Annotated in this window: 9 protein-coding genes; 2 read left to right on the forward strand and 7 right to left on the reverse strand. The window is 52.8% G+C overall.

All coding sequences use genetic code 11. The features are described from left to right. Positions 1-20 precede the first annotated feature (20 nt). Positions 21-1,007, reverse strand: coding sequence for a reverse transcriptase family protein (locus DXC51_RS09625; protein WP_025487737.1), 987 nt, complete (start codon positions 1,005-1,007; stop codon positions 21-23). A gap of 582 nt (positions 1,008-1,589) precedes the next feature. Here DXC51_RS09625 and DXC51_RS09630 point away from each other — a divergent pair. Then, complete coding sequence (locus DXC51_RS09630) at positions 1,590-4,223, forward strand: InlB B-repeat-containing protein (RefSeq protein ID WP_117544380.1); 2,634 nt, start codon at positions 1,590-1,592, stop codon at positions 4,221-4,223. Positions 4,224-4,415: 192 nt separating this feature from the next. Here the strand turns inward: DXC51_RS09630 and DXC51_RS09635 are convergent, their stop codons facing one another. Continuing rightward, positions 4,416-5,402: a diaminopimelate dehydrogenase gene (locus DXC51_RS09635; RefSeq protein ID WP_102286764.1), complete on the reverse strand. Its 987-nt coding sequence runs from the start codon at positions 5,400-5,402 to the stop codon at positions 4,416-4,418. Positions 5,403-5,714: 312 nt separating this feature from the next. Next, entirely contained in the window at positions 5,715-7,103 is a 1,389-nt protein-coding gene (locus DXC51_RS09640) for a family 4 glycosyl hydrolase (protein WP_117544381.1), read from the reverse strand. A 281-nt stretch (positions 7,104-7,384) separates the two neighbouring features. On the opposite strand from DXC51_RS09640, the gene DXC51_RS09645 reads away from it, so the two are divergent. Continuing rightward, the gene (locus DXC51_RS09645; RefSeq protein WP_117544382.1) at positions 7,385-8,245 is read left to right on the forward strand and encodes an AraC family transcriptional regulator; all 861 of its coding nucleotides are present in this window, start codon (positions 7,385-7,387) and stop codon (positions 8,243-8,245) included. Between the two features lie 31 nt (positions 8,246-8,276). Here the strand turns inward: DXC51_RS09645 and DXC51_RS09650 are convergent, their stop codons facing one another. From DXC51_RS09650 to DXC51_RS09665, 4 genes are all read right to left on the reverse strand, one after another. Next, a complete protein-coding gene (locus tag DXC51_RS09650; protein ID WP_117544383.1) occupies positions 8,277-9,092 on the reverse strand; it encodes an alkaline phosphatase family protein in 816 nt (271 codons plus the stop codon). A gap of 26 nt (positions 9,093-9,118) precedes the next feature. Then, positions 9,119-10,276, reverse strand: coding sequence for an aromatic amino acid transport family protein (locus tag DXC51_RS09655; RefSeq protein WP_021634175.1), 1,158 nt, complete (start codon positions 10,274-10,276; stop codon positions 9,119-9,121). Positions 10,277-10,448: 172 nt separating this feature from the next. Next, positions 10,449-10,796 carry a DsrE family protein gene (locus DXC51_RS09660; RefSeq protein ID WP_044914196.1) on the reverse strand — a complete coding sequence of 116 codons (348 nt, stop codon included), beginning with the start codon at positions 10,794-10,796 and terminating at the stop codon, positions 10,449-10,451. Positions 10,797-11,004: 208 nt separating this feature from the next. After that, positions 11,005-12,177: a class I SAM-dependent methyltransferase gene (locus tag DXC51_RS09665; RefSeq protein WP_117544385.1), complete on the reverse strand. Its 1,173-nt coding sequence runs from the start codon at positions 12,175-12,177 to the stop codon at positions 11,005-11,007. Between the last annotated feature and the right edge of the window lie 8 nt (positions 12,178-12,185).

Raw genomic sequence — 12,185 nt, forward strand, 5'->3', positions numbered from 1 at the left:
ACGCAGTCCCCTTTTTCCGATTATTTTACAAACCGCTCCTTCCATATCCTGCAGTATTCCGCAAATTCCCTGTCCTCCGGATTCACCTGCAGCACAAACTGAATTCTTCCAAGGACAGAACATATATACCTCTGCTCCTCCACCGCATTCCCGGTCTTCTCCCTCAGCCTTTCAAGATGCCCTGTTACGCCATATTTCATGCAGTAATAGATTTCCTGCCGCAGTTTTTTACGGTAATCCCTGGAGACCTGGGGCTTTTCATTGACCACAATTCCCGTCACACTCTGGCGTACGCCGTCCTTCAGGAGCTTTGTTTTCTTTTCATTTAAGGAAAATCCCATCGCCTCCAGATAGCTTTTTACCTTATGATAGACAGCGGCGGGATCAAAATCTCCGGAAAAGGTCATGTCATCGCAGTATCTGGTGTATACGATCTGTCTCGCTTCACACCAGCGCCTCATGGATTCATCAAAGGGGCGCATCACCAGATTGGAGATGGCCGGGGAAGCCGGAGAGCCCTGGGGCAGGCGTTCCCGGCAGCAGCACAGATTTGCCAGAAGAGCGGCGGCGGCCGGAGGAAACAGCGTATCCGGGAAGGCGGCGCTGATAACCCTGGGAAAGAGAATGCTGTCAAAAAAATGGCTGATATCCAGCTTGAGCACCTGCTTTCTCCCGGTATGCGGCCCGGCATTGGCCAGGATGTCCGTGCCTTTCCGATAGGCCCTGGCGCAATCCGATACGGGCCTTTGCTCCAGCACATGGTGCAGGATATTGCGCTGCACGGCCTTCAGTAGGCTGCAGGGAACCATAAGCGTCCTTGTCCCGCCATCCTTTTTTGTCAGAATCTCCTTATGGTAATTCTCCGCACCACGGTTGCTGAGCATATAAAGACAGGCAAGCTGCTTTTCCCTGCTCATACCGGCGCTGTGAGGGACAAGATCCAGCGAAAGGATAAAGTCCTGGCATTGTTCTTTGGTACAGTATTTCCAAAGCTGCGAATTTGACATACAGGAGCCTCCTCCTTTCGTGAAAAACAGGGACAATAAAAATACTTGACAGCATGGAAAATATTTTCACGGTAAAAATCAAAAAGAGGAACCGCATGTGAGCATCCCATGCAGTTCCTCTTTTATCCTCACGCGTTGCTCATAGCTTTGATAAGCCGGACGGCACAATACACCGATACCGTAAGCTGCGGAAATGTACAGCCGAAGGCGGTGTGCACACGGAAGTGTGCGGATGTACTTTGGAGCGGATTACGGGTGCAGGATTCTGCATGCAGTATTCTGCATGCCCACTGTTTCTAACTCCCGGCGGGGACTCCCCGTCAGGCCGGAAAATATTCTCCCGGATATGCTGCCGGCCGGCTTTTGTTTTATTCTAGCACAGTCCGTCAGGTTTTACCATCTTGTTTTACATCTGCTGCTCAGTTCGCCATCATTATTCTTCACACCCCGGGCTTCGGCCGTTGCTCTATTTTGAAACCATTCCGGGCACTCCCCCTGCTTGTTCTGTTTTCCCCTGAAACTGGCTCTTTTTATGCGCCTCCTGCATACAATAGGGTATTATGTAAAAAAAGGTGATATCCTATGGCACAGGTTTCCAATGAATCCGAACTTTCGGCAGCGCTTGCCGGAACAGACCCTTCCATTCAGCTGACGGCCGACATCCCTGTTACAAATCAACTGGAAGTCGGCCGTGACGTTACCATAAGCAGTCTTTTCCCGGATGTTTTTGCTCTGACGAAAGCCGCCGGCCACAGCCAAAACCTGTTCCGTGTCGCATCGGGGGCTTCCCTGCATCTGAACAACATTATTCTGGACGGGGATATGGCTTCCCATCCCGCATCCGACAGCGCCAACCGTTCTCTGATCTGCGTAAACGGCGGCTCTCTCTATCTGGAGGACGGCTGTATCCTGCGGAACAATTATTCTGCGGCGGAAGGCGGCGGCGTCTGTCTCCAGGCTGCCCCCACCCTGGCCAATTTACTTGTAATGAATGGCAATTCCCGGATTACAGGCTGTGTGTCCAAAACCTCCGGCGGCGCTGCCGCCATGTTTCCCGGGACCTCCAATGATCGTATGGAGTTTTCAGATCACGCAGTCATTGCGAATAATTCGGCGGCAAACGGCGGCGGTATCTGCTGCCATTCCCTCACATCGGGCGCAGGCATTTCCCTGACCATAGGCGATGAGGTGAGAATTACCGGGAACAGCGCTTCTTCCTCCGGCGGCGGCATCTTTTTTTCCGGCTATCGCGGCGGCGGGGCGGCATCCTCGCTTCTGAAGCTTACAGGAAGCATGTTGCTTGCCGGGAACAGCGCATATCATGGCGGAGGCGTTTACTTCTACAGCGCCAATGCGGGAGATCGGCTTGAAATATCCACCACGTCTCCGATATCGGCAAACAGGGCCTCCAATAACGGCGGTGCAGTCTGTCTGACAGCAGTTTTGCAGCCCGTCTCCATCAGCATCGACGGTACCGTATTCAGGGAAAATACGGCCGGTACAGGAGGAATGCTTTATCTGCTTTCCGACGCAGGTTTTTCCCTCTCCGCCCAAAACAGCAGCCTGATAAAAAATACAGCCACCACAGACGCCTCCGGCAGCGGCGGCGGTTTGTGGCTTCAGAACCGCTCCCTGGCACACCCCTCCGAAATCCATCTTCAAAGCTGTCTGCTGGAGGGAAATCAGGCCTCGGCCTCCGGCGGGGCCATCGCTTTGTATGCCGGCCTGTCCGCCTGTTCCTTCACTGCCGCCGACAGCAGCTTCCTTTCCAACCGCTCCTCCGGCAGCGGCGGCGCAATCCTCCTGGGAAGTGAGGCCGAAACCTTTTTTCTCTCGGATGGCTGCCGTTTTGCGGAAAATGAGGCCGGCAACAGCGGCGGCGCCATATATTACAGCAACGGCAGCACCGGAACCGTCCGTTTTATAAATTCCAGGCTGCTCACCAATACGGCCGGCTACGAGGGCGGCGCCCTCCGCCTCTTTTCCGGCAGCGGGACGCTGGATACCTCCGTGGAAAACAGCACATTTTCAGGCAATACCGCTATCAATAGCAGCGGCGGCGCCATCTGGAACGGAGGAGGCGGCGCATCCCTTTTGATTACAGATGCGTCCTCCATCACTAATAATACCTGCCATATCGGCAACGGGGGCGGTATTTACTGCAATACGGCAAACGGAACGCTTACGCTTCAGGGCAAAGTGCTCGTCCAAAATAACCGGGCCGATGCCAAAGAAAATGGTTTCGGCGGTCACGGCGGCGGCATCTGCTGTATTCCGGGGCGGCTACTTATCCGGCCGGGAACGGATATTTCAGGGAACAGCGCCCTGCAGTCCGGGGGTGGCGTCAGCCTGGCGGAGGGCTCCATGCTGGATATGTCGGGCGGAAGCATACACTCCAATACGGCCCGCCGACAGGGAGGCGGCCTGTGGAACCACGGCGGCAGCACAGCCATCCTTACGGGCGGTGATATTTTTCTGAATCAGGCGGGGGTGGGCGGCGGAATATACAACGATATCGGCTCCCAGGTCTATAAGCTGAACCAGGCCTCGCTGGGCAAAGGCGGGGAGAACCGGGCCTCGTCCTATGCGCCGGGAATTTATAATAATGGAGAATTCTATATTGAAGGGCTGAGGGATATAACCAATGGTTTTTATATTGAAGATCGTGACGCCGTGGTCTTCCTTCAGGGAGGACTGGATTCCGGGTCCGTAATACAGCTGGACAATTCCGGATATGTATCACCCAATCCGGAGGGAGAGCCTGTCATTGCCGGAGAAGGCACTCCCCCACATACCACTCTTACGCAGCAGGATGCCGATGCCTTCCGGAAACCGCCTCAGGATTTCGATGGCTGGGAAATAAGGCTGAACGGAAATCAGACGCAGGTCTGGCTGATTCCCATTGTATATGCTATCCGCTATGAAAATCTGGAGGGAAGCTCCCATCCCAATCCGGAATCCTATACGGCCGTCTCTCCTGATATCCGGCTGCTGCCACCCGGAGAGCGCACCGGATTCCGTTTTTCCGGCTGGTATAATGCTCCCGGGGGAGGCAGACAGGTCACGGTAATCCCCCAGGGCAGTACCGGAGATATCACCCTTTATGCCAGATGGGTACGCCGCAGGCCCCATCCTCCGCACAGGGCTAACCGAATCTGCAAACCCCAAAATCCATCCTGCCATACCCCGGATGGCCCAGACACTTCCTGCATCTGAAAGGACAGGAAACACGGCGCATGTCAGAAACCGGGGATACAGAAAAAAAGAACAAATTCACTATATATGGTATCATACTTCAAAAAAACAACCCGGAAGATTCATCAATCCTCCGGGTTCAGTAATTTCCGCGCCCTTTTTCAGGCCATCCGGCCTGTATCCAGGCAATTTGCATGTATCTTTTTCTTCCGCTTACAGCATGGTTCTGCGCAGTTCCTCACCGCTCTTTGCGCTCAGATAGGCGGGCGCGATATCGAATACTGTCCTGCAGCCGGACTGTCCTTCTTCTGCCAGACGGTATGCCGCCCTTGCAAAAGCCACAAGTATGGAAGAAGTGAAGGCCGGATTGGAATCCAGCTTGAGGCTGTATTCAATCACATTTCCAAACTCCTCATTCCAGCCTGTCTTACCGCTGCGGATGACAAAGCCGCCGTGAGGGATGCCGCTGTGATCCCGCTTCATTTCCTCTTCGCTGATAAAGTGTACGGTGGTATCGTATTCGTCAAAATAGTTGGGCATCGTCTTGATTTCTTCTTCAATACGCGCCTTATCCGCTCCTTCCTGCGCTACTACAAAACATTCTCTCGTATGCTTCTGCCTGGTGGTCAGCTCCGGGTTTTCTCCGGCTCTAACGCTGGCCAGCGCTTCGTCCACGGGAATGGTGTACTGCCTTGCATCCGCTACCCCTTCAATCCGGCGGATGGCATCGGAATGTCCCTGGCTGACGCCCTTGCCCCAGAAGGTATAATCCTTACCCTGCGGGAGTACCGCATTTGCGTACAGGCGGTTCAGTGAAAACATGCCCGGATCCCAACCGCAGGAAATGATGCCTACCTTTCCGCTCTTCTTCGCCGCCTCGTCAACGGCCGTAAAGTGTTCCGGGATCTTCGCATGGGTGTCAAAGCTGTCTATTACATTAAAATACTGCACGAACTCAGGTGTCTGCACAGGCAGATCCGTGGCGCTTCCGCCGCAGAGAATCATGACATCGATTTTATCCTGCATCTGCACCGCATCTTCAATTCTGCAGACAGGAACGCCCTGTGTCTGAATCCTGACGGATTCCGGCGCGCGTCTTGTAAATACTGCCGCCAGTTCCATATCCGGGTTCTGCTTAATCGCACATTCTACGCCTCTGCCCAGGTTTCCATAGCCTAATATGCCAATTCTTATGCTCATCTGAATCCTCCTCTGAAATATTTTCTTTATCATCCTAACATAATTGGGAGGGAAATTCCATAATTCTTTTGGCAGGGGGGAGGAGTGAGGTGCCAGCCATGTTCGGTCCCAGGGCTGGCACCTCACTGGCTGGCCGGAAGAATATTGAATACCACTACTAAATAGTGGGATAAAAGATTGGAGGACTAAAAAGGACTGTGATTCCCTTAACCGTAATAGTAATTTAAAGGTGGGGGAGCCACAGTCCTTTTTATTTGAATAATATAAATTATTTGTGTTGATTTATTGATGGAAACCCTCGGCAAACCTGTCCTACTGGTACATTGTGAGGTATTTCGCAGTATTTTCTACCATTGTGTTGTACAATATTCTGGCATCCTTAAGACCCAGCTCCATATTGGGGTCCATACAGAAGGCCTGGAACGCCAGCTCCAGATCCCGGCCCATGGCGGCCTCCACGGTCATTTCCTGAATACCGCATACCCTGCTTACAAGCGGGTACACACTCTGCGGTACCGGCCCGGCAAATACAGGCCGGACAGAGTCCGCGCTGAAATGCGCATTTGTTTCCACAACGGCGCCAAGCGGCAGGTTGGGAATCTGGCCGCAGTTGGGTATGTTCACATTGGTCACCAGATCGCGCAGGCCCAGCAGGGAACGCATCTGCTGCACCCCTTCCTCACCGGTCTGATTGATCGTCATTTCCTCCTCGCCCTTGTAAAGCCGCTCGCTCCTGGCCAGACGGTTCTTCAGATCTTCCTTCCTCCAGGATACCGGGGTCAGCTTAAAGCCCCAGGAATGTGCGGTTTCTTCATCCTTCAGATACCATGAGCCGGGACAGAATTCCGCCAGATGCCTGTCGCCCGCCGCTGCAATCGCGCCGTATTTAAGGAACAGATCCAGCTTGACCTGCTCGCGGCTGTCAAAGAAACGGTTCAGCCAGTTTTCATCCGCCTTTTCCCCGAAGCCCTCATCCCTGTATTTCAATGCAAACTCCCGGTAGATGGGGAACAGATCCATATTCTTATACTGCGCTGCCGTAAGCCAGGTAAAATGATTGATTCCCACCACATTTACCCGGATATCCTCTCTCTGCGCCCCCTGGATGCCCTTGATATCCTCCAGCGCCAGGCCCAGAAGCTTCTGGGTTCCGAATACCTCATGGCAGCAGCCAAAGGCCTTGATTTTGGGAAATACGCGGTACAGCGTCTTCACGCATACCGTCATGGGATTGGTATAATTGATGACCCAGGCCTGCGGGCAGTATTTCCTGATGGCTGCGGCAAATTCTTCAAACATCGGAATCGTGCGCAGCGCCCTCATAAGGCCCCCCGGTCCCGTGGTATCCCCAACGGACTGGTAAATACCGAATTTTTCCGGGGCATGGACATCGCTTTCCATTTCGTCAAAGGTGCCCGGCATAATGGAAATCACTACGAAATCCGCCCCTGTCAGCGCCTCCTTCATAGTTTCCACCGCTTTATAATTCCACGCGGATCTGCATTCCTTCAAGTCCTTCATTTTGTTGCCGATGCATTCATTTCTGGCCGCAGCTTCCCTGTCGATATCATACAGGAATACACTGCCGCTCATATCCTGTGCAGCCGCCAGGTCGCTCATAAGCCCCCATGCCCAGCCGCGGGAGCCTCCCCCGATATAGGCGATTTTAATGTCCTCCGCTCCGTTGTCCGTATACCTCATAATACTCATCCTCCAAATATTTTCTCACTGTTCAGTAATTGCCCAACCGCTTCGCACTTACTGTCCGATAGCATTATACTAGCACGCAAGAAATAAGAATACAGCAAAATAAATGCTTATTTTATAAAAGAACCGTTCAGATATTGCTCTTTATTTTTTGGGGTTATATAATACGGATGTAAAAGTTTATCCGGCTTCCCCCATGCTTCGGCAATGCGGCTGACAGCCGGAAAAAAAACGGAAAATCTGCATTCCAGTATGTTTTCCAGGAGGAAAAAAGGATGCTTCACACAGCCTTTGAGCCCTATGAAGAATTTCTGGTGGAATATATCCGGAAGCCGGAAAAAAGTGATATGAAGGTACAGCATTATCATGACACCTATGAGATTTACCTGCAGATATCCGGGGATCGGACCCTGATTCTGAATGATGTGCGCTATACCCTGAGGCCGGGGGATCTGTATATCCTCAAGCCCTTTGAGATTCATTATACGGAGAGCCGGGAATCCGACTCCTACGAGCGTTATATTATCAATCTTCCCGTTCCGGTACTGCATTCCCTGCTTACCGAAGGGGAAACACGCCTGCTGCTTCATAAACTGGATTCCTGTGTGCTGCATTTATCCGACGCACAGGCGGCCGAAGTGCTGGAACATTTTAAGAAAGCGGATGCCTGCCATAACAGAAGCGGTTTTCTTGCAGAAAAGCTGCTTTGCTCCGTCATCCTGCAGCTGCTGGTACTGCTGGGTGAGCTTTTGGAGGACGCAGGCGCCCAGGATACTCTGGACGGCAAAAGCATCCAGCCTGAAATCGTATCCGTTATCCATTATATCAACACCCATTATCAGGAAAACATCACCCTGGATGCCGCGGCCGGACTGGTCCATATGAGCCGTTACCATTTCTGCCGCCTGTTTGGCAGCGCCACCGGGGCCACTTTCCTGGAATACTTATACAACGTCAGGCTTTCCAAGGTACACCAGCTGCTCCTGGACACCCGGCTGCCCCTCAGCCAGATTGCGGAAAAATGCGGTTTTACCTCCACAGCGCACCTTTCCCGGGTTTTCCGGGATGCCTACGGTGTCTCTCCCAGGGAATTCCGGAAGTCTGCTGCAGAGAAGGAGCCGCCGGAGCAACAGTAGCGGCCAAAGCTTCCGATGCCGCCAAAGCAGCCTACGGTTCCGCCCGCTCCTGAAGAAAGCTATAGAAATGCATGATATTCATATCGCAAGGCTCCTCCTTCCCATGGGTTCCAAGGAAGCCAAGCATCCGGTGACAGCCATGATCCGGGGCAAAGGCCAGCGCGGTACGGTGTCCCGTCCAGCAGTCCCTGATTCTGTCGTAAATGCCGCACCAGGTATTGATATTCTCATCAAGAGCCTGCAGCGCCCGTTTTCCTTCCGGAGTCCTGCGGTGCATATAGTAATCATAATCCCCGTTATACAGAACGATAAGATCGTAAGTATCCTCAGCAATCAGCCCCATCGCCTTTTCATTACATTCCTGTTTTGTGGGATAGATAAAATAATCCACCTGCCTTTCCAGAAAAATCAGGGAAATACTGTCCCCCTGCGTGGAAATAACCGCCACGCGTTTCCCTGCCTCCGGCAGCCTGTCAAAAACAGTTTCCACCCCAAGCACCGGCTTCTCATATTTCATAATCCCATGCTGCGCCGGCTGCAGCCCGCTGTACATGGAAGCGAAGGCCACCGGCGTGACCGGCGGGACAACGGAACGCATGGGAAGCCTGAGCGCCGCCCGCTTTTCCAGCTGTGCAAAATGCGCCCTGTATTTTTCATAAATCCACATCGCCACCGCATCCGGATGGTACATAAAGACACGATCGCAGCCCCCTGCGCCATAGAGCTTTTCCGCCTGCGCAAGCACCCGCCTGTCAGGCTCCGCCATTTCCGCCCCCTTTTTTTCACCCAGCAGGGCTAAAACCGTTGCCGCCGTCTGTGTAATGCAGATTTCATTCAATCCGGCCATTATCCTGTCCTCCCGCTTAATAATTCTTACGAAACCGCAAGCAAAGATCCTATAGTGGACAGCAGGGAGCTGACCACCACAATAACCTGGAACGGTATGGTCCCCAGCCTTCCGCAGATAAGACTGCTCCCTTCATGTTTTCTGGAACGGTTATAAGCAATGATAATACCGATTCCCGTCAGCACCTGCACCACACCGGCCAGCCTGGTAAAGCCCACAAAGCTCTCCACGCCGATAAGCGCGATAACAAGACAGGGAAGGGAAGCGGCCAGCCAGCTTTTTTTCACACCCCAGCCGGTCTGCTCATTTACGATATCACGCAGGTTCAGTGTATTGGCCCAGAAAGATGTGGCAAGAGCCAGCAGGGAGAAAATATATCCGATAATACTCACCCAGCCGCCCAGATGAAGGGACAGATCCACCAGCGCGCCGTTTTCCGTCACCCCGCTGCCCGCCCCCAGAAGCGTCATAAAGGTAATCAGCAGAATCAGCCCCACATTGATTCCCGTACCTGCCGCAATGGAACCCATAATCTGATTCCTGTCCCCATTCAGCCCCTTTACCACCTGCGGCACGGACATCACCGCGGAAAGAGAGAAGGATACCATGCTGTAAAGCGCCAGCAGATTGGAAGCAGAAACAAAACTGGCCGGCAGAGGGCTGACATCGGAAATCAAAGTTGCGATAAACAGAATTCCAATAACCCCCACCATGGAGAATACCGCGATTTTTTCACAGATTCCCACCAGCTTCATACCGATATAAACCACGCTCGCCGCAAGCACATAGAACAGCAGCATCCCCGCCGCGGACGGCAGGCCGAACCAGGCCTCAAAGACAGCCGAAGCCCCGGCAATAAACCCGCTCACGTTCACCACCACGGAAAAGCCCAGCAGCCCGAAGGCAAACCAGGTCGCCGCCTTTTTCATCCTGCCCACAAAAAGCTCCTTCTCAAAGCACTTAATAAACTGTGCCCCGCCATTATTGTAGGACAGCTCCGCTATCATAAAATGCATCACCAGGTTAATCCCGTACACCAAAAGGATAATCCAGAGAATATCATACCAACGGTTTCTGGACGCAAGAAAGGGCACCGACAAAATACCGGATCCCACTCCATGCCCCACAATAATGCTTGTTGCCTCAAAAAAAGTGAGCTTCGATTCACTCCTGATTTCCTTCATAACCACTATCCCTCCATTAACCGCCCGCTGTTTCCTGCCCTGATTATCCTGCTCCATTTATCCTGTCACAGCTGCCCTGCCCCAACTATCCGTCCCTGACTTCTCCTGATTATTCCGTCCTATCTGACCTAACTCCCCCGCAGCAGCTCTCTGACCGCCGCTCCTGAAAATACTAAGGCCTGATATAAGCATAACCCTGAAACTGCCTTTCCGCAAGCTCCACCACCCCCGCCGGAACCACCCTGACCCCCTCCGTCAGTTCCTCCGCTGCAATCCCGTTTTTCCTAAGCGCATTATTACACACTGCTATTTCAACACCTTCCTCCCGAAGCAGCTCCCTGCACCCCTCCGCCTCTGGAGCCGCTGCAGCAGCCGCCCGGACAGCTTCCCCATTCAACAAAAGCTCTATTACCACCGGAATTTCCCTTCCCCGGTAAAAACTACACATATTATGTATATTCCCCGCCGCCATTTCAAACCTGCCACATTCATCCACATGAAATATTACTTTTCTCTCCATTCCCGCTCCTTTACCAACGGCATCCTGCCGCATATAACCAACCTTTTAAGCTTCACTCCACATCTTCTCCGGATAAATGAATCAGCCCCGTCTGCGTCCTTCTGTCCCTTTCCACCAAAGCAGCATGGGCCGCAGCGACACGGGCCGCGGCTGCTCCGGTGGGAAGGGACAAGAGGTCGCAAACGGGGCTGATCCGCTTTTCCTGCGCTCAATACCACCGAACGGCAGGGAGCTCGTTGTTTACACCCTTAGAGGCCAGCACCTGATGGATATCAATGATTCCATTATGGAAGGTTGCCGCGCAGGAGGACAGATAAAGCTCCCACATACGCAGGAATTTTTCATCAAACATCTGCTCCGCCTCTTCCATGTGCTCCCTGAAGTTATGCTCCCAGCAAAGCAGTGTCCGGTTATAATGAGGGCGCAGGTTCTCCACATCCAGGACATGGAAATTATCATCCGCCATGCAGGAAATCATTTCCCGCAGGCTGGGAACCACACCGCCCGGGAAAATATACTTCTTTATCCAGGGATCTCCGGGATGCTCCTTCAGGGCGCTGATAAAATGAAGCAGGAACAGGCCTCCGTCCTTCAGCGCCTTTTCCACGCAGTCTATAAACAGATGGTAATTCTCACGCCCCACGTGCTCCACCATACCTACGCTGACCACACGGTCGAATTTCTGCCCCATGGCGGGCAGATCCCGGTAATCCATCAGCTCAGCTGTCAGATAATCCTGTAACCCTTCCTTTTCTATCCGCTCCCGGAACTCCCTGTGCTGCTCCTTGCTTAAGGTAATTCCGGTGCCCTTAATATGGTATTTTTTTGCGGCCTCAATCAACAGGAACCCCCAGCCGCAGCCGATATCCAGAAGCGTCATGCCTTCCTTCAGGTACAGCTTCTGCAGAATGTAATCCACCTTATTTACCTGCGCCTGGTACAGGGTGTCGTTCTCACTGCGGAAATAAGCGCAGGAATAGCTCAGTGTTTCATCCAGCCACAGCTTGTAGAAATCATTTCCCAGATCGTAATGGCTGGTGACCTCCTTCTCCTGATTCTTCTTGGAGGTAGATGTATGGATAAGCTTCTTCAGCGCATGCTGATCCGCTGAGAATTTCCCCATCTGACCAAGGAAATGATCCAGCGCCTGGTAAAGATCTCCTTCTATCTCAAGCTCGCCATCCATATAGGCCTCCCCCAGCGCCAGCGACGTACTCGTCATCAGCCGGGAAACAGGGATGGGATTCCTGAAAATAACGGTGAAGGACGGCTCTCCCTCACCAATATTGTATTCATGCCCCTGGAACCGCACCAGGAAAGGGTAGTCTGTAAACTTTTCCAGAAATTGTATCATTGCTTTTTCTTCCATCACTTCAAGCATATTATTCC

It is taken from the genome of Eisenbergiella massiliensis (assembly GCF_003435485.1).